Source organism: Pseudomonas sp. WS 5078 (assembly GCF_012985745.1).
Lineage (GTDB): Bacteria > Pseudomonadota > Gammaproteobacteria > Pseudomonadales > Pseudomonadaceae > Aquipseudomonas > Aquipseudomonas lundensis_A.
The window spans coordinates 1-24,706 of record NZ_JAAQWX010000018.1; the positions used below are offsets into that span (position 1 = coordinate 1).

Here is a 24,706-nt window from a genome sequence, read left to right on the forward strand (position 1 = left end):
CTTCTCGCAGCATTCGGGCATGGTGATCGTGTGTGATGGCACCGACGAAGCGGCCGAACGCATTGCCCGCGTGCTGCACAACGACCCGGCCACCGGGGTGATGCGCCACGCCGACGCGGGGTACGACATCGCCATTGACTGCGCCAACGAGCAGGGTTTGAACCTGCCGATGATTAACGGCTAAGCCGTATGTTGATGACGCGCGTGCGCAGGCGTGGATGCGTCCCCCTGCGAGCACGTCAGCCCACAATAAAAACGTCATTTATCAACACGCGTGAAGGAGTATTAACGTGCTTGAGTTAAACCTGATTCCCGGCCAATTGAGCCTTGCCCAGCTGCGTGACATTTATCAGCAGCCAGTGGCCCTCACGCTGGATGAAAGCGCATCGGCGCAGATCGATGCCAGTGTTGCGTGTGTTGAACAGATCCTTGCGCAAAACCGTACCACCTACGGTATCAACACCGGTTTCGGGCTCTTGGCATCGACGAAAATCGCCAGTGATGACCTCGAAAACCTTCAGCGTTCTCTGGTGTTGTCCCACGCTGCGGGGATTGGCGAGCCGATCAGTGACGACCTGGTGCGCTTGATCATGGTGCTCAAGGTCAATAGCCTGAGCCGCGGCTTCTCGGGTATCCGCCGCGTGGTGATCAACGCATTGATCGCCCTGATCAACGCCGAGGTGTATCCGCACATTCCGCTCAAGGGATCCGTGGGTGCATCGGGCGACCTGGCGCCATTGGCGCACATGTCGCTGGTGCTGCTGGGCGAAGGCAAGGCGCGCTACAAAGGTGAGTGGCTGGACGCACGCACTGCCTTGAAACAGGCCGGTTTGGAGCCGCTGACGCTCGCTGCCAAAGAAGGGCTGGCGTTGCTCAATGGTACGCAAGTGTCCACCGCATTTGCGTTGCGTGGCTTGTTTGAAGGCGAAGACCTGTTTGCCGCTGCCATGGCCTGTGGCGGCCTGACGGTTGAAGCGGTGTTGGGTTCACGCTCGCCGTTCGACCCGCGCATTCACGCAGCGCGTGGCCAGCGTGGGCAAATAGATGCAGCAGCCATTTATCGCGACCTGCTGGGTGAAAGCAGCGAAGTGTCGCTGTCCCACAAGAACTGCGACAAGGTCCAGGACCCGTACTCGCTGCGCTGTCAGCCGCAGGTCATGGGCGCTTGCCTGACCCAGTTCCGTCAGGCGGCCGAAGTGCTGGGCATCGAAGCCAATGCGGTTTCGGATAACCCGCTGGTGTTCGCCGAGCAGGGCGACGTGATTTCCGGGGGTAATTTCCATGCCGAGCCCGTGGCCATGGCTGCCGACAACATGGCGCTGGCCATCGCTGAAATTGGCTCGCTGAGCGAGCGTCGCATCTCGCTGATGATGGACAAGCACATGTCGCAATTGCCGCCGTTCCTGGTGGCCAATGGCGGGGTCAACTCCGGTTTTATGATTGCTCAAGTGACCGCCGCCGCGTTGGCCAGCGAGAACAAGGCGTTGTCCCACCCCCACAGTGTCGATAGCATTCCGACGTCGGCCAATCAGGAAGACCACGTGTCTATGGCTCCTGCTGCGGGCAAGCGTTTGTGGGAAATGGCTGAAAACGTGCGCGGTGTATTGGCTGTTGAGTGGCTGGCGGCCTGTCAGGGGCTCGACTTGCGCGATGGCCTGAAAACCTCTCCGAAGCTGGAAATCGCACGCACCACGTTGCGTGAAAAAGTGGCGTTCTATGAAAAAGACCGTTTCTTCGCCCCTGACATTGATGCAGCCATGCAATTGCTGGCGTCGCGTTGCCTGAACGCGCTGGTGCCTGCGCGGATTCTGCCAAGCCTGTAATCACGTCGCCGCAGAGGGCGTTTAGCCCTCTGTGCGGTGGTGTGCGCCGACAAAAATAATTAAGGACGCGCGAAATGCACAAGCAAGCTCAAGGTTTGAAGCGCGGGCTGACGGCTCGCCACATCCGTTTCATGGCGCTGGGTTCAGCGATCGGGACGGGTTTGTTTTACGGTTCGGCGGCGGCCATTCAGATGGCCGGGCCAGCGGTTTTGCTGGCGTACCTGATAGGTGGCGCGGCCGTGTTCATGGTTATGCGCGCATTGGGCGAAATGGCCGTGCGCGATCCGGTTTCAGGGTCGTTTGGCCATTACGCCAGTACTTATTTGGGACCGATGTCGGGGTTTATCCTTGGCTGGACCTACGCATTTGAAATGATCATCGTGTGCCTGGCCGACATCACGGCGTTCGGCATTTACATGGGGTTCTGGTTCCCCGACGTGGCGCGCTGGATCTGGGTGCTGGGCATCGTGCTGCTGATTGGCGGCCTGAACCTGTGCAGCGTCAAAGTCTTTGGTGAGATGGAGTTTTGGCTGTCGCTGCTCAAGGTTGCCGCTATCGTCGCGATGATCCTGGCCGGTTTCGGCATCATGCTGTTTGGCATCGGCAGCGCGGGCAGTGCAGACGCCGCAGCTACCGGGATCAGCAATTTGTGGTCGTTCGGCGGGTTTATGCCCAACGGCGTGGGCGGGTTGATTGCCTCGTTTGCCGTGGTGATGTTTGCCTTTGGCGGTATTGAAATCATTGGCATCACAGCCGGCGAGGCCAAAGACCCGCAACGTGTCATCCCGAAAGCCATCAATGCTGTGCCGTTGCGTATTTTGCTGTTCTACGTGCTGACCCTGTTCGTGCTGATGGCCATTTACCCTTGGACGCAGATCGGCAGCCAGGGCAGCCCGTTTGTACAAATTTTCGACAGCCTGGGCATCAGCTCGGCAGCGACGATCCTGAACATTGTGGTGATTACAGCGGCGGTGTCGGCAATCAACAGTGACATCTTCGGGGCGGGTCGCATGATGTTTGGCCTGGCCCAGCAAGGCCAGGCACCTAAAGGCTTCGCGCAGATCTCGCGCCATGGCGTGCCGTGGATGACGGTGCTGGTGATGGGTGTGACGTTGCTGGCCGGTGTGGTGCTGAACTACCTGATCCCGGAAGACATCTTCCTGGTGATTGCCTCGATTGCGACGTTCGCCACGGTGTGGGTGTGGCTGATGATTCTGGTCACGCAAATCGCCATGCGCCGCTCGATGACGGCCGAAGAAGTGGCACAGCTCAAGTTCCCGGTGCCGTTCTGGCCGTATGCTCCAATCGCGGCCACCGTGTTCATGGTGTTTATCTTCGGCGTGTTGGGCTATTTCCCTGACACCCGTGCGGCACTGATTGTGGGCGCAGTCTGGATTGCATTCCTGGTCGTGGCGTACCGGTTGTGGGTAAAACCGTTGGCTGCGCATGCGGTCAAACCCCAGCCTGAGTTGTCCTGATCCCAACGATTAACTGCGGAGTGAGTGAATGAAAACGCTTTGGCAACACTGCAATGTCGCAACCATGGCCGGTGGTGCGTACTCGATCATTGAGGACGCAGCCATTGTTACCTGTGAAGGCTTCATTGAGTGGATCGGCCCTCGGTTGCACGCTCCGCAAGGTGCGTACAGTCACACCTATGGCCTAGAAGGTGCGTGGGTGACACCGGGGCTGATCGATTGCCACACGCACACGGTGTTTGGCGGTAACCGCAGCGGCGAGTTCGAACAGCGCCTGCAAGGCGTGAGTTATGCCGAAATTGCGGCAGCAGGGGGCGGAATTGCCAGCACTGTGCGTGCAACCCGTGCAGCCAGCGAGGAGGAATTGTTCGCCAGCGCACGTCAGCGGCTGATGTGTTTATTGCGCGAAGGGGTGACCAGCGTCGAAATCAAATCCGGCTACGGCTTAAGCCTTGAAAGCGAGCGCAAAATCTTGCGGGTGATTCGCCGCCTGGGCCAAACGCTGCCGGTCACGGTACGCAGCACCTGTCTGGCGGCGCATGCGTTACCGCCGGAGTTCAAGGACCGCGCGGACGACTACATTGACCTGATCTGTAATGAAATGCTGCCCGCGTTGGCGGCTGAAGGGTTGGTGGACGCGGTGGATGCGTTCTGTGAATACCTGGCGTTTTCCCCGGCGCAGGTGGAGCGTGTGTTCAAGGTTGCGCAGGCCTTGGGATTGCCGGTCAAGCTGCATGCAGAGCAACTGTCGTCGCTGCACGGTTCCAGCCTTGCAGCACGTTATCAGGCGTTGTCGGCGGATCATCTGGAGTTCATGACCGAAGAAGACGCCATGGCCATGGCCGCGTCCGGTACGGTCGCGGTGCTGCTGCCGGGTGCGTTTTATTTCCTGCGTGAAACCCAGCTGCCGCCGATGGAAGCTCTGCGCAAGCACGGTGTGAGCATCGCCATTGCCAGCGACCTCAACCCCGGCACCTCGCCTGCGTTGTCATTGCGTTTGATGATGAACATGGCCTGCACGCTGTTTCGCATGACGCCTGAAGAAGCGTTGGCCGGCGTCACGTTGCACGCGGCCACGGCGCTGGGCATGGGCGAGACCCATGGTTCGCTGGAACCGGGAAAAGTGGCCGATTTCGTGGCCTGGAACATTGATCGTCCGGCGGATCTGGCGTACTGGCTGGGTGGCGATCTGGACAAACGTGTCGTGCGCAACGGCGCCGATGTAGTGCTTTAGGAGAAAGGCGTGTGGAGAAGGTTCTGACATTCAAACAAGGCCGCGTGCCATTGCTGATCAGCATGCCCCACGCGGGGCTGCGCCTGATGCCTGAGGTCCGGGCCGGGTTAATCCCCGAGGCGCTCAGCCTGCCGGACACGGACTGGCACATCCCCAAGCTCTATGAGTTTGCAACCGAGCTGGGGGCCAGCACGCTGGCGGCCGAGTATTCGCGTTTCGTGATTGACCTCAACCGCCCGCAGGACGATGCGCCGATGTACGTTGGCGCGACCACGGGTTTGTTTCCGGACACGCTGTTTACCGGAGTGCCGTTGTTTCGCGAAGGGCTGGCGCCTTCAAAGACAGAGCGGGCCACGTACCTTGAGCAGATCTGGAAGCCCTATCACCAGACCTTGCAGCAAGAGCTGGCGCGGCTGAAGGACGAGTTTGGCTATGCATTGCTGTTTGATGCGCACTCGATCCGTTCATTTATCCCGCACTTGTTTGACGGCAAACTGCCGGATTTCAACCTGGGAACATTTAATGGCGCCAGTTGTGATCCGCAACTGGCCAGCGATCTGGAAGCAATTTGCGCGCAGCACCCTCAATACAGCCATGTGCTGAACGGGCGCTTCAAGGGAGGGCACATTACCCGCCATTACGGGAACCCGGCTGCCAACATTCATGCCGTGCAACTGGAGTTGGCCCAGAGTACGTATATGGAGGAGTTTGAACCGTTTGATTACCGCGAAGATCTGGCGAAGCCCACGCAGGTGGTGCTGAGGCAATTGCTGGAGCGGATTATTGCGTGGGGACAGGCGCGCTATGGGCGTGCCTGAATTCACAGGGCCTCAGCCACAAGCATCAGGAAGATAGACGGGGTTGGGGAGCGCGGCAGGGAAACGCCGCTGATCTTCAACCCTTGTTTCTATAAGGACATGCTCATTGCCGCGAATCGGGTTTATGATGCCGGACGGCAACATTTTTGAAGTCCCCCCAGGGATGACCTCAACCCCATGGAGTGCGCAATGCAGACCTTGTACCCGCAGATCAAACCCTACGCCCGGCACGATCTGGCTGTCGATGAGCCGCATGTTCTTTATGTCGATGAAAGCGGCACGCCAGATGGCCTGCCGGTGGTCTTCATCCATGGGGGCCCGGGCTCGGGCTGCGATGCCAACAGTCGTTGTTATTTCGACCCCAACAAGTACCGCATCATCACGTTCGACCAGCGCGGGTGCGGGCGCTCCACACCGCACGCCAGCCTTGAAAACAACACCACGTGGGATTTGGTCGCCGACATGGAGCGTATTCGCTCGCATCTGGGGATCGACAAATGGGTGCTGTTCGGTGGTTCGTGGGGCTCTACGCTGGCACTTGCCTACGCCCAAAGCCACCCGGACCGAGTGCATGGGCTGATTCTGCGCGGAATCTTTCTGGCCCGGCCACAAGAAATTGAATGGTTCTACCAGGCAGGGGCTAGCCGACTGTTTCCCGATTATTGGGAAGACTACCTGGCGCCTATCCCTGAAGACGAACGCCATGATTTGCTCTCGGCTTATTACAAGCGCCTGACCGGCAATGATCAGATCGCGCAACTGCACACCGCCAAAGCCTGGTCGACATGGGAAGGGCGCACGGCCACCCTGCGGCCCAATCCGCAGGTAGTAGACCGTTTTTGTGAGACCCAGCGCGCGTTGTCGATTGCGCGCATTGAATGCCATTACTTCACCAACAACGCCTTCCTTGAACCCAACCAACTGATTCGCGACATGCACAAAATCGCGCATTTGCCCGGTGTGATCGTGCATGGCCGTTATGACGTGATCTGCCCGCTGGATAACGCATGGGCGCTGCACCAGGCCTGGCCGGACAGCGAGCTGCAAATCATCCGCGAAGCAGGGCATTCGGCCACTGAACCTGGTATTACCGATGCACTGGTCAGGGCCACCGATGAGATGGCGCGTCGTTTGCTCAACCTGCAACCGGATGAAGCATGAAGGGGCTTTTACAACGGGTTACCGGCGCGCGGGTTGACGTGGCGGGGGAGACAGTCGGTTCGATTGATCAGGGTTTGATGGTGCTGGTGGCCGTCGAACCCGGCGACACCGAGGCCAATGCCGCCAAGCTGTTGCACAAGCTGCTCAATTACCGCGTGTTCAGCGATGCCGAAGGCAAAATGAACCTGTCACTGATGGATATCGGTGGCGGTTTGCTGCTGGTGTCTCAGTTCACACTGGCCGCCGACACCAAAAGCGGGCTGCGGCCGAGTTTCTCTACGGCCGCGCCGCCAGGCCTGGCCGAGTCGTTGTTTAACCACCTGCTGGACGAAGCAAAGCGGTTGCACACGAACGTGGCATCAGGACAATTTGGTGCCGATATGCAGGTCCATTTGGTCAATGATGGCCCTGTGACATTTCTGCTACAAACCTAAAACCCTGAAAAAACGCGTTTTCGTCAGAAAACAGGGTTTTTTAAGCACAAATACTTGCTGACACTAGATGCGTTGTAACGCGGCCTACTAGATAATCGCGCGCTACACAGAGACTAATCCGATGCGTTCGGGGAATCATTCATTCCTTTGAAGGTCGGAACAGTGCTCGCCAACCCGGCATTCAATCGCTGGCGGTTGGTTTCATCATCTGTATTCGGCGAGGTTTGCTCGTGATTGTTAGTCCCTTTAATGCACCAAAAAAGTCTGCCAAGCGGTTACGCAACGCACTGGTGACGGGCTCTGCGCTCTTTTGCTTGTTCGGTGCGGGTCAACTGTGGGCATTCAGTCTGGATGACGTGGCGGCGGAGGCTAAAACCCTCGCCGAGCAGAAGTACCAGGCTCCGCGCAGCAATCTGCCTAACGAATTCCGCGACATGAAGTTCGCGGACTACCAGAAGATTCGTTTCCGCAACGAGAAAGCGCAGTGGGCTGACGACAAAACGCCTTTCAAATTGTCGTTCTATCACCAGGGCATGCATTTCGACACACCGGTGAAAATCAACGAAGTCACCGCCACCAAGGTGGAAGAGATCAAGTACGACGCCAGTCGTTTCGATTTCGGCGATGTGCAATTTGACCCTAAAGCCACCGAGAACCTCGGTTGGGCAGGCTTCCGTGTCCTTTATCCACTGAACAAAGCCGATAAGCAGGACGAAGTCCTGACCATGCTCGGCGCCAGTTATTTCCGTGTTGTCGGTAAGGACCAAACCTACGGCCTGTCGGCCCGTGGTCTGGCGATCGACACGGCCTTGCCGTCCGGCGAAGAATTTCCGCGTTTCACCGAGTTCTGGATTGAACGCCCGAAAGCCGGTGACAAGCACTTGGTGATTTTCGCCCTGCTGGATTCGCCACGTGCGACCGGCGCATATCGCTTCACACTGCGCCCGGGTGTCGACACGGTGGTCGACGTCAAAGCGCAAATGTTCCTGCGTGACAAAGTCGGCAAGCTGGGCATCGCTCCGCTGACCAGCATGTACCTGTTCGGCGCCAATCAGCCGTCGAAGGTCCTCAACTACCGCCGCGAACTGCATGACTCGTCGGGTCTGGCCATTCATGCCGGTAACGGTGAGTGGATCTGGCGTCCGCTGAACAACCCGAAACATTTGTCGGTGAGCAACTTCTCGGTTGAAAACCCGCTGGGCTTTGGCCTGCTGCAACGCGGCCGTGATTTCAGCCATTACGAAGACCTTGACGACAACTACCACAAGCGTCCAAGTGCCTGGATCGAGCCACAGGGTGACTGGGGCAAAGGTACGGTGGACCTGGTCGAAATTCCGACCGCTGACGAGACCAACGACAACATCGTTGCTTTCTGGAGCCCGGAAACCCAGCCTGAGCCGCTCAAGCCTTTCGATTTCGCCTATCGCCTGCACTGGACGATGGACGAAGCCGCCCTGCACCCTAAAGACAGCGCCTGGGCCCAGCAAACGCTGCGTTCGACCGGTGACGTCAAGCAGTCCAACCTGATCCGTCAACCGGACGGCAGCGTGGCGTACCTGATCGACTTCGAAGGCCCGTCCCTTGAGAAGCTGCCTGCAGACGCCGCCGTACGCAGTCAAGTCAGCGTGGGCGACAACGCCGAGCTGGTGGAAAACAACCTGCGCTACAACCCGGAAACCAAGGGCTGGCGTTTGACGCTGCGCCTGAAGGTCAAAGACCCGGGCAAATCCACCGAGCTGCGTGCCGCGCTGGTCAAAGACGAAGAGCCTGCCCCGGCGGCTCCGTTGACCAAGGCTGAAAAAGCCGCCGCCAAGGCTCAGGAAAAGAAAGACCAGCAAAAAGCCAAAGACGCCAAAGCGCCTGCGGCCGAGGCTGCCCCTGCCACCCCAGCGCCAGTCAAGACTGAAAAGGTTTTGACCGAGACCTGGAGCTACCAGTTGCCAGCCGATGAGTAATGCTCAAGCACAGTCAGTCTCGCTCAGCGAGTACCTGGCGCACCTTCCGCTGAGCGATGAGCAGCGCGCCGAACTGGCGAACTGCGCATCCTTCGAGGAGTTGCATGAGCGCCTCTCGGCCCGTCCTGACGCGAACACCGCCGAGGCCGCTCAGGCGTCGGTGGGTTCGCGCTTGAAGCTCAGCACGGCTCAAGCCCTGGAAGACGCCGAAATGCTCGGCGTCGATGCCAGTGGCCGGGTCATGCTCAAGGCCACGCCGCCGATTCGTCGTACCAAAGTGGTGCCCGAGCCGTGGCGCACCAACATTCTGGTCCGTGGCTGGCGGCGTCTGACCGGGCGCAGCAACCCACCCGCACCGCCGAAAGATGAACGCGTGTTGCCCAAGGCGCGCTGGCGTACGGTGGGGTCTATCCGCCGTTATATCTTGCTGATCCTGATGCTCGGCCAGACCATCGTCGCTGGCTGGTACATGAAAGGCATCATGCCGTACCAGGGCTGGTCGTTTGTCGATCTGGACGAAGTGATTCATCAGCCGTTGCTGCAAACCGCGCAACAGGTGCTGCCGTATGCGCTGCAAACCAGCATCCTGATTCTGTTCGGGATTCTGTTTTGCTGGGTGTCGGCGGGTTTCTGGACGGCCCTGATGGGTTTTCTGGAACTGTTGACCGGTCATGACAAGTACCGCATCTCGGGCGCCAGCGCCGGCAATGAGCCGATCCCGCAAGACGCCCGCACCGCCTTGGTCATGCCAATCTGTAACGAAGACGTGACTCGCGTGTTTGCCGGTTTGCGTGCGACCTACGAATCAGTGGCGGCCACCGGTGACCTGGACCGTTTCGATTTCTTCGTCCTCAGTGACAGTAACGATCCCGACATCTGCGTGGCTGAACAGCAAGCCTGGCTTGACGTGTGCCGCGAGACCGAAGGCTTCGGGCGGATTTTCTATCGCCGTCGCCGTCGCCGTGTGAAACGTAAAAGCGGCAACCTCGACGACTTCTGCCGTCGCTGGGGCGGCGATTACAAGTACATGGTGGTGCTCGACGCGGACAGCGTGATGAGCGGCGAATGCCTGACCAGCCTGGTGCGCTTGATGGAAGCCACGCCGGACGCGGGCATCATTCAGACCGCGCCACGGGCGTCGGGCATGGACACGCTGTATGCGCGCATGCAGCAGTTCGCCACGCGGGTCTACGGCCCTCTGTTTACGGCCGGTCTGCACTTTTGGCAGTTGGGTGAATCCCACTACTGGGGCCACAACGCCATCATCCGCATGAAGCCTTTTATCGAGCATTGCGCCCTCGCGCCATTGCCGGGTAAAGGCGCGTTTGCGGGTGCGATTCTGTCCCACGACTTTGTTGAAGCCGCGTTGATGCGCCGTGCGGGTTGGGGCGTGTGGATTGCCTACGACTTGCCGGGCAGTTATGAAGAATTGCCGCCGAACTTGCTGGACGAACTCAAGCGCGACCGTCGCTGGTGCCACGGTAACTTGATGAATTTCCGTCTGTTCCTGGTCAAAGGCATGCACCCGGTTCACCGGGCCGTGTTTCTGACGGGCGTGATGTCATACCTGTCGGCGCCGCTGTGGTTCTTCTTCTTGCTGCTGTCGACAGCGTTGTTGGCGGTCAACACGCTGATGGAACCGCAGTACTTTATGGAACCGCGTCAGCTGTATCCGTTGTGGCCTCAATGGCACCCGGAAAAAGCCGTGGCGTTGTTCTCGACCACCATCGTGCTGCTGTTTTTGCCCAAGTTGCTGAGCATCATCCTGATCTGGGCCAAAGGCGCGAAGCAGTTTGGCGGCAAGTTCAAAGTCACGCTGTCGATGCTTCTGGAGATGTTGTTCTCCATGCTGCTGGCGCCGGTGCGCATGATCTTCCACACCCGTTTCGTATTGGCCGCTTTCTTGGGCTGGGCCGCGACGTGGAACTCGCCACAACGTGACGATGACTCTACGCCCTGGAGCGAAGCCGTGCGCCGCCATGGTCCGCAAACCCTGCTGGGTGCGGCCTGGGCAGCGTTGGTGTTGTGGTTGAACCCGAGCTTCCTGTGGTGGCTGGTGCCGATTGTGGGCTCGTTGATGTTGTCGATTCCGGTGTCGGTGATTTCCAGCCGGGTGAAGCTGGGCCTCAAGTCCCGTGACGCCAGCCTGTTCCTGATCCCTGAGGAATATGCGCCGCCCCGTGAATTGTCGGCCACCGCCGAATACACCCACGAAAATCGTTACCACGCGTTGCACGACGGGTTTATCCGTTCCGTGGTGGACCCGCAGCAGAACGCGTTGGCTTGTGCACTGGCGACCTCGCGTCACCGTCAGGCCGAACCGATTGAGTGGTTGCGTGCCGAGCGGGTGCGTCATGCCTTGAAAGTGGGGCCTGGCGGGCTTAACAACAACGAGCGCATGGCGCTGCTGAGCGACCCTGTTGCTCTGGCACGCTTGCACGCGTTGGTGTGGGACGAAGGCCACGAAGACTGGCTCAATGCCTGGCGCGAGTCGATCGCCGCCGACCCTCATGCGCCGCTGTTGCCGTTACAACCGGCCGCCTGATGCAGACAAACCCCACTTCGGTGGGGTTTTTTTTGGTTATCGCACAGGCCATGGCGCTATGTTCAACAGCAATCGCGGATATATATCCCGATGCGCACAACGCTTTTCTTACGCAAAACCTTTGTGCTCCCTCTGCTCTGAGTTAGCATCCGTCTCCGAGTGGGCGAATGCCCGGCTGTGTTGGCTTTGAGTATCGGGCCCGCCGTTGGCCAACGCCTTTTTTAAGTAGTTTCCGGGGAGTTGATGATGAAGAAGTTTCTGTCGAAACTGATGTTCGGTGTCACTGCACTACTGGCGGTCAGCGCAGCCCACGCAGGCGCTATTGATGATGCGGTCAAACGCGGTACGTTGAAGGTGGGCATGGACCCGACTTACATGCCGTTCGAAATGACCAACAAGCGCGGTCAGATCATTGGTTTCGAAGTCGACTTGCTCAAAGCCATGGCCAAGTCCATGGGCGTCAAGCTGGAGCTGGTTTCCACCGGCTATGACGGCATTATCCCGGCGTTGATGACCAATAAGTTCGACATGATCGGCAGCGGCATGACCCTGACTCAGGAGCGCAACCTGCGCCTGAACTTCAGCGAACCCTTCATCGTGGTCGGTCAGACCCTGCTGATCCGCAAGGAACTGGCTGACAAGGTCAAGAGCTACAAAGACCTCAACGATCCGCAATACCGCCTGACCTCGAAGTTGGGCACCACGGGCGAAATGATCGCCAAAAAGCTGATGTCCAAGGCCCAGTATCACGGCTATGACAATGAGCCTGAAGGTGTGCTGGACGTGGTTAACGGCAAGGCCGATGCCTTTGTTTACGACGCGCCTTACAACGTGGTGGCCGTTAACAAGTTCGGTGACGGCAAACTGGTGTTCCTCGATCAGCCCTTCACCTACGAGCCGTTGGCCTTCGGCCTGAAGAAAGGCGACTACGACAGCATCAACTTCATTAATAACTTCCTGCACCAGATCCACGAAGACGGCACCTACGATCGTATCCATGACAAGTGGTTCAAAGACACCACTTGGCTCAAGGACATGGAATAAACGCGGTCTCCTGTAGTCGCTGCCCAAGGCTGCGATAAGGCCCGAGGGCCTTCTGACACCTGGGCTGGCGCGCAGCCCATCGCAGCCTGCGGCAGCGACTTCACACAGTCTGCCGCGCTGACCTCGACGGAAATATTGCAACGTGATCAAACAAAAAAAAGCACAGTGGCCCTGGCATGTGTTGACCGTGCTGGTGCTTATCGGCCTGGCTGGCGCGCTGTATTACGCCACCTCGCTGATGTCCTACGAGTGGCGCTGGAACCGAGTCCCGCAGTACTTCGTCTATCAGGCGGAGGAAGCTCAGCGGGCAGCTGAAACCTCGACGGTGATTGAACTGGTACGCAAAGGCGATCAGGCCGAAGTGGTCTTGCGCGCCGACGATGGCACCGAACAACGCCTGACGGTGGCCGATAACAGCGTGCAACTGGCTGAGGGCGACGACGTTGCCGAAGGCGATGTGATTGGCGTCACCCGACATTGGGCCGCTGGCCCTTTGCTGCTGGGGTTGTGGACCACGGTGTGGTTGTCGCTGGTCTCGGGGGTGCTGGGGCTGATCATTGGCCTGACCACCGGCCTGTGCAGGCTGTCGAATAACCCGACCCTGCGCGACCTGTCGACCCTGTATGTCGAGCTGGTACGTGGCACGCCACTGCTGGTGCAGATTTTCATCTTCTACTTCTTCATCGGCACCGTACTCAACCTGTCCCGCGAGTTCGCCGGGATTGCAGCGCTGTCGCTGTTCACGGGCGCGTACGTGGCTGAAATCATACGTTCTGGCGTGCAGTCCATTGCCCGCGGGCAAAACGAAGCGGCGCGTTCATTGGGGCTCAATGCCACCCAGTCGATGCGTTACGTGGTGTTGCCGCAAGCCTTTAAACGCGTGCTGCCTCCGCTGGCCGGGCAGTTCATCAGCCTGGTCAAGGACACTTCGCTGGTGTCGGTGATCGCGATTACCGAGCTGCTCAAGAGCGGGCGCGAAGTCATTACCACCTCGTTCTCGCCGTTCGAGATTTTGTTCTGTGTGGCGGGCCTGTACCTGTTGATCAACCTGCCGCTGTCCAACCTGGCCAGCCGTCTTGAGCGGAGGCTCGCGCAAAGTGATTGAAGTCCGCGAACTGGTAAAAGTCTTCGACACCCGTGGGCAGATTGTCCGCGCGGTGGATAACGTCAGCACCACGGTCGCTAAGGGCGAAGTGCTGGTGGTGATTGGCCCGTCCGGGTCGGGCAAGTCGACGTTTTTGCGGTGCTTGAATGGCCTGGAAGATTTCGACTCGGGCTCGGTCAGCATTGACGGGGTCGACCTCGCCAACCCCAAAACCGACGTAAATGCTTACCGCCGAGAAGTCGGCATGGTGTTTCAGCATTTCAACCTGTTTCCACACATGACCGTGCTTGAAAACCTGTGCCTGGCACAGAAAGTCGTGCGTAAGCGGGGCAAGGCCGAGCGCGAAGCCAAGGCCCGTGCACTGCTGGAAAAGGTCGGTATCGGCCAGAAAGCCAATGAATACCCGTCGCGCCTCTCGGGCGGGCAGCAGCAACGGGTGGCGATTGCCCGGGCGCTGGCGATGGAACCCAAGGTTATGCTGTTTGACGAGCCCACCTCGGCGCTCGACCCGGAGATGGTCGGCGAAGTGCTGGACGTGATGAAAACCTTGGCGTTGGAAGGCATGACCATGGTCTGCGTGACCCACGAAATGGGCTTTGCCCGGGAAGTGGCGAACCGCGTGCTGTTCTTTGACCATGGCAAGTTGCTGGAAGATTCTGCCCCGGAGGACTTCTTCAATTCGCCAAAAGACCTGCGTGCCCAAGCGTTTTTGCGGCAGGTGCTGTAAGTACACGTTGCCCTCTGCCCGTGACAGCGGCAGAGGGCAAGCGGCCTACACTTTGAAACGGCCCACCAACCCTTGCAAATGCGTGCCCAGTCGCGCCAATTCAATGCTCGAAGCAGCCGTTTCCTCACTGGCTGCCGAGGTCTGCTCTGACACGTCGCGCACGTTCAAGACGCTGCGGTTGATCTCCTCGGCCACTGCACTTTGCTGCTCGGCCGCTGCGGCGATCTGCTGGTTCATGCCTTGAATCGTCGAGACCGTACGTGTGATGTTGCCCAGCGACTCACCCGCGCGGCGGGTCAGCTCGACACTGCTGTCGGTCAGGCTGCGGCTGCTGTCCATGCTATTGGCGACTTGCAAGGTGCCACTTTGCAGGCCCGCAATCAGTTCTTCGATTTCTTCGGTTGATTGCTGGGTGCGTTGCGCCAGGCTGCGCACTTCATCGGCCACCACGGCAAAACCGCGTCCCGCTTCGCCCGCCCGGGCCGCCTCAATGGCTGCGTTGAGGGCCAGCAAGTTGGTTTGCTGGGCCACCGATTTGATCACGTCCAGCACGCTGCCGATCTTGTCGCTTTCGCGTTTGAGGTGGCCCATGGCCTCGGTGGAGTGACCGACTTCAATCGCCAGTCTCTCGATCTGGGCGATGGCTTCTCCCACCACCTTGTCACCTTCACGCGCCTGTTGATCGGCGGCAACAGCGGCTTCTGATGCCTCTTCGGCATTGCGCGCTACTTCCTGCACGGTAGCGGCCATTTCATGCATCGCGGTGGCCACTTGATCGGTTTCGACCTTTTGGCTGTTGACCCCGGCGCTGGTCTGTTCGGTGACGGCGGACAGTTCCTCGGCCGCACTGGCGATTTGCGTCACGCCATCGGTAATGCCGCTGATCAACTCCCGCAGGCCCACGGTCATGCGCTGAACGGCGCGTTGCAACTGGCCCATTTCGTCGCGACGCGGTGTGTCGTAGTTGTGTGTCAGGTCGCCTGCGGCCACGCGCTCTACGGTTTCCAGGGTCTGGCGTAGCGGAATCACAATCTGGCGCGTGATGCTCCAGGCCGCGATAGCACCCAGTAGCAGCGCCAGCACGGTGCAGCCGAACAACAGGTTTTTCGCGTGCTGGCTGTCACTGTCGCGCTTGGCAGTTTGCATGCCCGAGAGTTGCTTGCTCAAGTCGATCAGTGTGGTGCCCAGAACGTGCATGCGCTCGAGCACTTGAGTATTGGCGACCTGAGCGTCACGGAAGCTGGCAACGGCCGCGCGGTAACTTTGCAGCGACTGGCTGGCCTGTTGCAGGTTGGCGATGTGTTCGCCTGGAAGCCGCGCGGGCAGGCTGTCGATTTCTTTGAGGGCGTTGTCGATTGCGTCCAGCGCCGGTTGTTCGGCCTCCGGTTTTGCGCTGTAGGTGTAACCGCGCACTTGGAAACGGGCTTGTTGCAGCAGTCTGCTCAGTTCAACCACGCTGTTGAACTGCGCCACGCTGTCGCCTTGCAGCAGGGCTTTTTCGATGTCTGCCACTTTGGCTACCGCGTTGTCAGCGGTCGCTCCCAGCTGGGTTCGGCTGTTCTCGCGCGCCTGGGTGGCCTGGGTGATGTCAGCCACGGCGCGGCGATAGTCAGCCACGGCTGCCAATTGCTGTTGCACCAGTTCGATATCTGCTGGCTGCGTCAGTTGCCGACGCGACGTCTCCAATGCGTCGTCCAGCCCGGCCAGGCTGGCGTTGAGTTCGCCAGGGCCGTGTTCGCCCCTGTCTCGCTCGTAATCCAGCCGCGCGATGCGCAAGTCTTTGGTCAGCGCGATGATTTTAGAAATATTCGCCAGCTTATCGCCGCGGTCGATCACAGACACCAGACCGTTCCAGCCTGTGGCGGTAATCAGCAGCGTCAATAGCAACACCAGGCCGAAGCCCAGACTGAGTTTACGATTGACGCTGACATTGCCTAGCGTGTGGGCTAACCAACGGTACATGGCGCAGCTCCTTTTTTTGACCGACTCGACTCCATAAGAGGCTGTCCCATGTATCGCGGTCTTTTTATTGGTTATCAGGCCATCGGCGCCGCGCCCCATAACTGAAGGCGCAGTTGCTCAGAGTGTGATGGACATCGCAGGCTTTATGCCATCACGCAGTGTAGTTGCTGCCGAACAGCAGCGAGGTTGCGAGTAGGCCGCTGCAAGCAGCCCCTCGCGGCAGGATTTAAACCTTGAACCGGCGTACCAGCCCTTGCAGGTGAGTACCCAGCCTCGCCAGTTCGACACTGGAGGAGGCGGTTTCTTCGCTGGCGGCGGCCGTTTGCTCAGATACGTCGCGCACGTTGAGCACGCTGCGATTGATCTCTTGCGCCACGCTGCTTTGCTGTTCGGCGGCGGCGGCGATTTGTTGGTTCATGCCCTGAATGGTCGACACCGTGCGGGTGATGGTGCTCAGCGATGCACCGGCGCGGCGCGTCAGTTCGACACTGCTGTCGGTCAGCACGCGGCTGTTGTCCATGCTTGCAGACACCCGCTGTGTGCCGTTTTGCAGGCCAACGATCAGCTCTTCGATCTCCTCTGTGGAGGCCTGAGTGCGTTGGGCCAGGCTGCGCACCTCATCGGCCACCACGGCAAAGCCGCGCCCGGCCTCGCCTGCACGGGCGGCCTCAATCGCCGCATTAAGCGCCAACAGGTTGGTCTGTTGCGACACTGACTTGATGACATCAAGCACGCTGCCGATCTTGCCGCTTTCCTGGCGCAGGTGCGTCATCGCCTCCGTGGATTTCTCGACTTCGGCGGCCAGATGTTCGATTTGTTCCATGGCCTGAGCCACGACCGTGTCCCCTTCACGCGCTTGCTGGTCGGCTGCGACGGCGGCAACCGACGCGTCTTCGGCATTGCGGGCCACTTCGTGCACGGTGGCGGCCATTTCATGCATCGCCGACGCGACTTGGTCCGTTTCGATTTTCTGACTGTTTACCCCGGCGCTGGTCTGTTCGGTCACGGCGGACAACTGTTCGGCGGCGCTGGCGATCTGGGTCACGCTGTCGCTGATGCCGCCGATCAGTTCACGCAGCTCGCCGGTCATGCGCGCAATGGCGTGTTGCACCTGCCCCAGCTCGTCGCGGCGTTGGGTCGGGTGATCCTGGGTCAGATCGCCAGCGGCCACCGCTTCGACAATGCGCAACGTGTGTTGCAGCGGGTTAACGATTTGCCGGGTAATCAGCCACGCCGCCAGCGAGCCGAGCACCAGCGCCAGGACGGCGCACAGCGCCAGCGCGGTTTTGGCATATTGCGCGTCGCTGTCACGTTTTTCGGTTTGCGATTGAGCCAATTGATTACTCACGTTCACCAGGCTGTCACCCAAGGCTTTGAGCTTGTTTTGTTGTTGGTCGCTGAGCACTTGCGAGTCACGAAACTGCACAAATGTGTCGCCATAGCGAGTCAGCGCTGTTTTGACTTGTTGCAGCTGCGGGGCGTATTCGGTTGGCAGGGTGCTCGACAGGCGGGTGAGTTCACTTTGGGCGCGGCTGATGGCGTCCAGTGCGGGTTGAGCCGCCTGTGCTTCACCACTGTGGGTGTAGCCGCGCACTTGATAGCGCGCGTTTTGCAGTTGGCGCAGCAACTGATCGACCCGGTTGAGCATGGCCAGGTCATTGCCCTTGAGCACGTCCTGCTCAATGGTGTCGATATGCGCGACGGCACTGTCGGCGCTGGTGCCCAGCAGCGCGCGGCTCACTTCACGGGCCTGAGTGGCCTCGTCGATCTGGCTGAAGATTTTTTTGTATTCACCGATGGCTTTCACTTCTTGAGTGATCATCGCCACATCTTGAGACAAGACCAGTTGTGTCCTGGCTTGCTTGAGGTTGTCTTCGATCCGGTTCAACAGATCGTTGACCTCGGTGGGGCCATGTGCGCCATTGTCGCGGTCATAAGAGACGCGGGCGATTCGCAGGTCTTTGACCAGTGCGACGGTGTTGGAAATGGTGCTGAGCTTGTTGCTGCGATCAATGATCGATGCCAGCCCGAGCCAGCCTGTGACGGTAATCAACAGCGTCAGCACCAGCACCAGGCCGAAGCCGAGGCCAAGTTTACGATTGACGCTGATATTGCCCAACGTGGTAGTCAACCAAGTGTTCATGGTGATGCTCCTTCTCTGATCGATTCACATCGATACAAGCCGTCCATGGCCACTGAGTATCTTTTTGCGGAGCCTGTCTATCGGCTGCCCGCGGGGCAACTTGAGGGATATGTACGAATTGTATTTATTGCAGGATGTTTTCCAGCAAACGAAACCGTGTTGGATGCCGCTGCATGGGCAGGAGCTGCAATCGGGTGCGAGGCACCCGCAAACAGTGATGAACGCCTTAAAAAAGACGGGCGAGGAGGGCGGTGACGGCTGTTTCGACCCGCAGGATGCGCGGCCCCAGTTGCACCGGTTGCAGGCCGGCGTTGGTCAATAAATCAATTTCGTAAGGGATCCAGCCACCTTCCGGGCCGATGGCCAGGGTCACGGCTTCGTCCAGCCCGCGCGGGCATTCAGGGTAATTGCCCGGATGGCCCACCAGCCCCAGCGTGCCTTGCACCAGGGCGGGCAGGCGATCCTCGACGAAGGGTTTAAAGCGCTTTTCGATGATGACTTCAGGCAGCACGCTGTCCCTGGACTGTTCCAGCCCGAGGATCAGTTGCTCGCGAATTGCGTCAGGCTCTAGGAACGGGGTCTGCCAGAAGCTTTTTTCAACCCGGTAACTGTTCACCAGTACCACGTTGGGGACGCCCATCGACGCCACGGTTTGCAGCACACGGCGCAACATTTTCGGGCGAGGCAGGGCCAGCAACAGGGTCAGGGGCAGTTTGGCCGGTGGCGGTTGGTCGAGACGGTGGATGACCAGCTCCGCCTCTTTGGCTTCAAGGCGCACCAACTCGGCAGTGCCCATCAAGCCGCCAATCCGACCGACTCGCAGGCTGTCGCCAACAGCAGCGCGGTGAACGTCTTGCATGTGTGTCAGACGTCGATCGCGCAGGATCACGCGGTCGGCGGCGATGAAATCAGCCTCTTCGAGGAGCAGCAGGTTCACGCGTGTGGCGCTGGCGGTTGGGCGTTTTGATCGGCCGGTTGATCGTCTGCGTCGCCGCGTTTGTTTTTGCTCACGAGGCTGCCGAACAGAATGCCGATTTCAAACAGCATCCACATCGGGATCGCCAGCAGGGTCTGGGAGAAGATGTCCGGCGGGGTCAGGATCATGCCGACCACAAAGCAGCCGATGATCACGTATGGGCGGATCTTGCGCAGGTAGCTGACGTCGACGATGCCGATCCACACCAGCAGCACCACGGCCACCGGGATTTCAAAGGCGACACCGAAGGCGAAGAAGAGGGTCATGACGAAATCGAGGTAGCTGCTGATGTCGGTCATCATGGCCACGCCTTCCGGGGTGGCGGCGGCGAAGAACTTGAACACCAGCGGGAACACCAGGAAGTAAGCAAAGGCCATCCCGGCGTAGAACAAAAAAATGCTGGAGATCAGCAGCGGCACGGCGATGCGTTTTTCGTGCTTGTACAGGCCGGGCGCAATGAAGCCCCAGATCTGGTGCAGGATCACAGGGATCGCAATGAACAGCGAAACCATCATGGTCAGCTTGAGCGGCGTCAGGAAGGGCGAAGCCACGTCGGTGGCGATCATCGTGGCGCCAACCGGAAGGTATTCGCGCAGCGGCGTGGAAACCAACGTGTAGATCTGCTGCGTGAAGGCGAACAAACCGGCGAAGATGATGAAAATCGCCGCGATGCAGCGCAACAGGCGGGTGCGCAGCTCGGTCAAGTGCGAGACCAGCGGCATCGGCTGGTCATTTTCAGGAATGTCGCTCATGCGCTTAAGGGGCTCGCGGTGGCAGGGTTGGGTCGTGTGGCGCTGCCGGTTCAGGCGCAGGCTCGGACGCGGTTTTGCTCAGGCTCACAGGCGCGGGGCTGGCGGGTTCGGCAGGCGCGGCCGCCACGGGAGTCGCAGGCGGCTCCACCGGTGTGACCGGCTTCAACGCGTCTTGCACAGGCGCCATGATCTTCTTGGCTTCCTCTTCCATCGACAGGATATGTTCGTTGTGCAGTTGCCGACGGATTTCGTCGGCCCCGATTTCACGTTCAACTTCCTGTTTTATCGCGTTGAAACTGCGTTTCAGGCGCCCGACCCACAGACCTGCCGTGCGTGCGGCCCCCGGCAGCCGCTCGGGACCGAGCACCAGCAAGGCCACGAGGCCGACGAGCAGCAGTTCACTGAAGCTGATACCGAACATGGGTTTTGGCTCACACGTCTTTGCGGGTTGGCTCTTCGACTTTTTGTGCCTGCACGTCGATGGTGTGCGGCTCGTTCAAGGTCGACGTGGTGTGCGGCTGCGGCGCGGCAGTAGGCTGCGCAGGCGGCACCACAGGCTCGGCCGGCTTCTCGTCATCGTTCATCGCCTTGCGAAAGCCTTTGATCGACTCGCCGACGTCAGTGCCCAGGTTTTTCAGTTTTTTGGTGCCGAAGACCAGTACCACGACTACCAGAATGACGATCCAGTGTTTCCAGTCAAAAATGCCCATGATCTGTTCCTTTGCAAAAGAGGTTAGGCGGACGGCCGCGAGGCTTTTTCCACGTGGCCGGAGGTGCCGATGCGACGCTCCAGTTCATCCAGCACAGCCTGGGGATGCTGCCCCAATTGGGCGAGCATGATCATGCTGTGGAACCACAAGTCAGCGGTTTCGTAGATCACATCGCTGCAATCGCCGCTGATGGCGGCGTCTTTGGCGGCAATGATGGTCTCTACCGATTCTTCACCGACCTTTTCCAGAATCTTGTTCAAGCCCTTGTGGTACAGGCTGGCGACATAAGAACTGCCCGGTTCGGCATTTTTACGTTCTTCAATGACCTGGGCAACGCGGCTCAAGGTGTCAGTCATGGGAGTGCCCTGCTTGGTAAATGGCGTGCGGGTCTTTAAGGACCGGATCAACGGTCTTCCACTCAGCGTTTTCATACACGCGGTAGAAGCAACTCTGACGTCCGGTGTGGCAGGCGATGTCGCCAATTTGCTCAACCATCAAGATGATGACGTCGGCGTCGCAGTCCAGGCGCATCTCGTGCAACTGTTGCACATGCCCTGATTCTTCGCCCTTGCGCCACAGCTTGCCACGGGAACGTGACCAGTAAATGGCACGGTTCTCGGCCGCAGTCAGGCTCAGCGCTTCGCGGTTCATCCAGGCCATCATCAAGACGCGCCCGGTTTTATGGTCTTGGGCAATCGCCGGCACCAGGCCGTCGCTGCCCCATTTGATCTCGTCCAGCCAGTCTTTCATGTTTGACTCCGACAACGGGCCCGAACCTGATGGCCCGGACCGGCGAATGCACAGTTTGCCAGCCTCACCTGGGGCTGGCTATCGGCGCACGATCAGATACAAGCCCACGGCCAGCATGATGCCAGCGGGCCAATAGCCGAGGGTGTGCAGGGGGCCAACGGAGGCCAGCAAAGCACCTGCGGCCAAATGTCCCGCCCCGAGCAAGCGCAAGAACCAGCTATCCCGAGGTTCAGTGACCACCAGTTTCTGGTTTTTCGCGTGAGGCTGCGAGAGGCGCTCCAGCAGGTCGCGGGTCATGCCAGCCAGATGCGGAATTTGCTCGACCTGGCTGTGCAAGTTGCGCAACAGGGTTTTGGGGCTGACGCGTTCACGCATCCAACGCTCAAGGAAGGGTTGCGCCGTGCTCCACAGATCGAGGTCGGGGTAAAGCTGGCGTCCGAGGCCCTCGATGTTGAGCAGGGTTTTTTGCAGCAACACCAACTGCGGCTGGACTTCCATGTTGAAACGTCGCGCCGTCTGGAACAGGCGCATCAGCACCTGACCAAAGGAAATTTCTTTCAGCGGTTTTTCGAAAATCGGTTCGCACACCGTACGTATGGCCGCTTCGAACTCATTGAGTTTGGTGTGTGCTGGCACCCAGCCCGAATCAATGTGCAATTGCGCCACACGGCGGTAGTCACGCTTGAAGAACGCGAACAAGTTGCGTGCCAGATAGTCCTGATCTTCAGGCGTAAGGCTGCCGACGATGCCGCAGTCGATGGCAATGTACTGCGGGCTCCAGGGGCTCACAGTGCTGACGAAAATATTGCCGGGATGCATGTCTGCGTGGAAGAAACTGTCGCGGAACACCTGGGTGAAGAAAATCTCGACGCCGCGTTCAGCCAGCAGTTTCATGTCGGTGCGCTGATCGGCGAGGGCGGCCAGGTCCGTGACCTGAATCCCGTAAATGCGCTCCATGACCAAAACTTTCGGGCGACACCAGTCCCAATAAATCTGCGGTACATACAACAGTGGCGAGCCTTCGAAATTACGCTTGAGCTGACTGGCATTAGCCGCTTCGCGCAACAGGTCGAGTTCGTCGTAAATGGTTTTTTCGTAATCGCTGACCACATCCACCGGGTGCAACAGACGGGCATCTGCGCTCAGACGCTCGGCGGTCTTGGCCAGAATGAACAGCCACGCCAGATCAGAACCGATGATCGGCTTGAGACCCGGGCGAACGACCTTGACCACCACTTCTTCGCCGGTCTTGAGCTTGGCGGCGTGCACCTGCGCGACGGATGCCGAAGCCAGCGGTTCGATATCGAAGCGGCTGAACACGTCACTGATTTTGGCCCCCAACTGCTCCTCGATCAGTTTCACGGCCAATTGCGGGTCGAACGGCGGTACGCGGTCTTGCAGCAGCATCAACTCGTCCGCGATGTCGGGCGGCAGCAAATCGCGACGAGTGGAGAGGATCTGCCCGAATTTGATAAAAATCGGCCCCAAATCCTGCAACGCCAGGCGCAACGCAGCGCCTCGGCTGAGTTCAAGCTTTTTGCGCGGGAACCAGCGCCACGGCAACACATAGCGCAGCGACAGCATCCACCATGGCAACGGCAGGGCGAACAGCAGGTCATCCAGTCGGTAACGAATGACAACGCGCTGGATGCGAAACAGACGACGAATGGCAAGCAGCTTCATGCGGGATCGCTGGAATTGAGGGATCGAGAAAGGCGCTCAACGCGCGCTTCCAGTCGGTCCAGGTCGAGTTTGAGTTGGTCCAGTTCGTTAAAGCGCGCTTGCGCTTCACGTTCTCCGACCAACGTGCGGGCTTCTTCGCTCAGGTATTCGGCCAGGTTCTGATTAAGGCTGGCGAACCCGTGTTGATACCAGTTGGCGCGGCTGCGCACATGACCGGCGATCAGGGCGGTCGCGACCGGGCCGATCCAGCGTGAGAGCTCGAACTCCCAGTCCAGCTCCAGATCTTGAAGGATTGCCGCCAGTTCCATCAGCACGTGGCTGTCGCCTTCGAGGTCGACCTGCGGGCCATGTAACACAGCGGTTTTGTCTTTGCTCAAGGCCAGGCGCAGCAAGCTGGACGCCGGGGCGCGCAGGGTGCAATCGGCGTCAGCGGCCCATTGGCCAGCCAGCAGCAATCCTTCATCGCTGGGCAGGATGAACAGCTGCAGCGCGGGGCTCGCGCATTCAACCGCAATAACCTTGCCGGTCAAAGGTCGCATGCGCGCCAGTGCAGTGCTGTCCAGGCGCAAGACACGGTTTACACCGCTCTCGACGCTGGCGAGAAGGCCGCTGAGCAGCATCAGGGCTTGATGCCGCGGTGCAAGGCAACAATGCCCGAGGTCATGTTGTGGTACGTCACACGGTCAAAACCGGCTTCGACCATCATTGACTTCAGGGTCTCCTGATTCGGGTGCATGCGGATCGATTCAGCCAGGTAGCGGTAGCTTTCCGGGTCGTTGAGCACCAGCTTGCCGACCATGGGCATGAACGCAAACGAATAGGCGTCATAGACCTTGGACATCAGGGCGTTGGTCGGTTTCGAGAACTCCAGCACCAGCAGGCGACCACCGGGTTTGAGTACGCGCAGCATCGAGCGCAGGGCGTCCTCTTTGTGGGTCACATTGCGCAAACCGAAAGCGATGGTCACGCAATCGAAGTAGTTGTCCGGGAACGGCAGCTTTTCAGCGTCGGCCTGAACAAACTCGATATTGCCGGCCACACCTTTGTCCAGCAGGCGGTCACGGCCGACTTTGAGCATCGAGGCGTTGATATCGGCCAAGACCACCTGACCGGTGGGACCGACCAGATGCGAAAACTTGCGCGCCAGATCGCCCGTGCCGCCAGCGATGTCGAGCACCTTGTTGCCCGGACGAACGCCCGACAGCTCGATGGTGAAACGCTTCCACAGGCGGTGCATGCCGCCTGACAGAACATCGTTCATCAGGTCATATTTGCCAGCTACGGAATGGAATACCTCGGCGACTTTTTCCGCTTTCTGGCTTTCCGGAACGTTTTTGAAGCCGAAGTGTGTGGTGGGTTCGGCATCGCTGCCTTTGCGCTGATCAGTCATATCGCTGTCACCAAAA

The 24,706-nt window shown here is 59.3% G+C and carries 22 protein-coding genes and 1 pseudogene; 12 read left to right on the forward strand and 11 right to left on the reverse strand.

The window, feature by feature from the left end; genetic code table 11:
• The 12 genes and pseudogenes from HBN68_RS19725 to HBN68_RS19780 all read left to right on the forward strand — a co-directional run.
• Nucleotides 1-184: pseudogene (locus HBN68_RS19725) on the forward strand (urocanate hydratase); the annotation flags it as partial.
• 106 nt (nt 185-290) lie between these two features.
• On the forward strand, nt 291-1,823 hold the full coding sequence (gene hutH / locus HBN68_RS19730) for a histidine ammonia-lyase (protein ID WP_094993724.1): 1,533 nt from the start codon (nt 291-293) through the stop codon (nt 1,821-1,823).
• Nucleotides 1,824-1,897: 74 nt separating this feature from the next.
• Entirely contained in the window at nt 1,898-3,301 is a 1,404-nt protein-coding gene (locus HBN68_RS19735) for an amino acid permease (protein ID WP_094993723.1), read from the forward strand.
• A 28-nt stretch (nt 3,302-3,329) separates the two neighbouring features.
• A complete protein-coding gene (gene hutI / locus HBN68_RS19740; RefSeq protein ID WP_094993722.1) occupies nt 3,330-4,535 on the forward strand; it encodes an imidazolonepropionase in 1,206 nt (401 codons plus the stop codon).
• Between the two features lie 11 nt (nt 4,536-4,546).
• Nucleotides 4,547-5,353 carry an N-formylglutamate deformylase gene (gene hutG, locus HBN68_RS19745; protein ID WP_094993721.1) on the forward strand — a complete coding sequence of 269 codons (807 nt, stop codon included), beginning with the start codon at nt 4,547-4,549 and terminating at the stop codon, nt 5,351-5,353.
• A 189-nt stretch (nt 5,354-5,542) separates the two neighbouring features.
• Nucleotides 5,543-6,514 carry a prolyl aminopeptidase gene (pip, locus tag HBN68_RS19750; RefSeq protein WP_169965822.1) on the forward strand — a complete coding sequence of 324 codons (972 nt, stop codon included), beginning with the start codon at nt 5,543-5,545 and terminating at the stop codon, nt 6,512-6,514.
• Complete coding sequence (gene dtd, locus HBN68_RS19755; RefSeq protein WP_094993719.1) at nt 6,511-6,948, forward strand: D-aminoacyl-tRNA deacylase; 438 nt, start codon at nt 6,511-6,513, stop codon at nt 6,946-6,948. Before pip ends, dtd begins: the two co-directional genes overlap by 4 nt.
• 230 nt (nt 6,949-7,178) lie before the next feature.
• The gene (locus HBN68_RS19760; RefSeq protein ID WP_346010222.1) at nt 7,179-8,903 is read left to right on the forward strand and encodes a glucan biosynthesis protein G; all 1,725 of its coding nucleotides are present in this window, start codon (nt 7,179-7,181) and stop codon (nt 8,901-8,903) included.
• On the forward strand, nt 8,896-11,448 hold the full coding sequence (gene mdoH / locus HBN68_RS19765; RefSeq protein WP_169965824.1) for a glucans biosynthesis glucosyltransferase MdoH: 2,553 nt from the start codon (nt 8,896-8,898) through the stop codon (nt 11,446-11,448). Before HBN68_RS19760 ends, mdoH begins: the two co-directional genes overlap by 8 nt.
• 246 nt (nt 11,449-11,694) lie before the next feature.
• A complete protein-coding gene (locus HBN68_RS19770; RefSeq protein ID WP_094993717.1) occupies nt 11,695-12,492 on the forward strand; it encodes a transporter substrate-binding domain-containing protein in 798 nt (265 codons plus the stop codon).
• Between the two features lie 142 nt (nt 12,493-12,634).
• Nucleotides 12,635-13,597 (forward strand): amino acid ABC transporter permease, encoded by a 963-nt coding sequence (locus tag HBN68_RS19775; protein ID WP_169965826.1) that lies wholly within the window; start codon nt 12,635-12,637, stop codon nt 13,595-13,597.
• Nucleotides 13,590-14,324, forward strand: coding sequence for an amino acid ABC transporter ATP-binding protein (locus tag HBN68_RS19780; RefSeq protein ID WP_169965828.1), 735 nt, complete (start codon nt 13,590-13,592; stop codon nt 14,322-14,324). The genes HBN68_RS19775 and HBN68_RS19780 overlap by 8 nt, the downstream gene beginning before the upstream one ends.
• 45 nt (nt 14,325-14,369) lie before the next feature.
• Here the strand turns inward: HBN68_RS19780 and HBN68_RS19785 are convergent, their stop codons facing one another.
• From HBN68_RS19785 to ubiE, 11 genes are all read right to left on the reverse strand, one after another.
• A complete protein-coding gene (locus HBN68_RS19785; protein ID WP_169965830.1) occupies nt 14,370-16,286 on the reverse strand; it encodes a methyl-accepting chemotaxis protein in 1,917 nt (638 codons plus the stop codon).
• Between the two features lie 226 nt (nt 16,287-16,512).
• Entirely contained in the window at nt 16,513-18,429 is a 1,917-nt protein-coding gene (locus HBN68_RS19790) for a methyl-accepting chemotaxis protein (protein ID WP_169965832.1), read from the reverse strand.
• 226 nt (nt 18,430-18,655) lie between these two features.
• A complete protein-coding gene (locus HBN68_RS19795) occupies nt 18,656-19,366 on the reverse strand; it encodes a 16S rRNA (uracil(1498)-N(3))-methyltransferase (protein WP_094993712.1) in 711 nt (236 codons plus the stop codon).
• Complete coding sequence (gene tatC, locus HBN68_RS19800) at nt 19,363-20,157, reverse strand: twin-arginine translocase subunit TatC (RefSeq protein ID WP_094993711.1); 795 nt, start codon at nt 20,155-20,157, stop codon at nt 19,363-19,365. Before tatC ends, HBN68_RS19795 begins: the two co-directional genes overlap by 4 nt.
• Before the next feature lie 4 nt (nt 20,158-20,161).
• Nucleotides 20,162-20,578, reverse strand: coding sequence for a Sec-independent protein translocase protein TatB (gene tatB, locus HBN68_RS19805; protein ID WP_169965835.1), 417 nt, complete (start codon nt 20,576-20,578; stop codon nt 20,162-20,164).
• Between the two features lie 10 nt (nt 20,579-20,588).
• Complete coding sequence (locus HBN68_RS19810; RefSeq protein WP_019825245.1) at nt 20,589-20,867, reverse strand: twin-arginine translocase TatA/TatE family subunit; 279 nt, start codon at nt 20,865-20,867, stop codon at nt 20,589-20,591.
• A gap of 23 nt (nt 20,868-20,890) precedes the next feature.
• Entirely contained in the window at nt 20,891-21,223 is a 333-nt protein-coding gene (locus HBN68_RS19815; protein WP_048364568.1) for a phosphoribosyl-ATP diphosphatase, read from the reverse strand.
• Nucleotides 21,216-21,617 carry a phosphoribosyl-AMP cyclohydrolase gene (gene hisI, locus HBN68_RS19820; protein ID WP_169965837.1) on the reverse strand — a complete coding sequence of 134 codons (402 nt, stop codon included), beginning with the start codon at nt 21,615-21,617 and terminating at the stop codon, nt 21,216-21,218. The genes HBN68_RS19815 and hisI overlap by 8 nt, the downstream gene beginning before the upstream one ends.
• A gap of 78 nt (nt 21,618-21,695) precedes the next feature.
• Nucleotides 21,696-23,300 (reverse strand): ubiquinone biosynthesis regulatory protein kinase UbiB, encoded by a 1,605-nt coding sequence (gene ubiB / locus HBN68_RS19825; protein WP_094993708.1) that lies wholly within the window; start codon nt 23,298-23,300, stop codon nt 21,696-21,698.
• Entirely contained in the window at nt 23,297-23,920 is a 624-nt protein-coding gene (locus HBN68_RS19830; RefSeq protein ID WP_169965839.1) for an SCP2 sterol-binding domain-containing protein, read from the reverse strand. The genes ubiB and HBN68_RS19830 overlap by 4 nt, the downstream gene beginning before the upstream one ends.
• Nucleotides 23,920-24,690 (reverse strand): bifunctional demethylmenaquinone methyltransferase/2-methoxy-6-polyprenyl-1,4-benzoquinol methylase UbiE, encoded by a 771-nt coding sequence (gene ubiE / locus HBN68_RS19835; RefSeq protein ID WP_047272976.1) that lies wholly within the window; start codon nt 24,688-24,690, stop codon nt 23,920-23,922. The genes HBN68_RS19830 and ubiE overlap by 1 nt, the downstream gene beginning before the upstream one ends.
• Between the last annotated feature and the right edge of the window lie 16 nt (nt 24,691-24,706).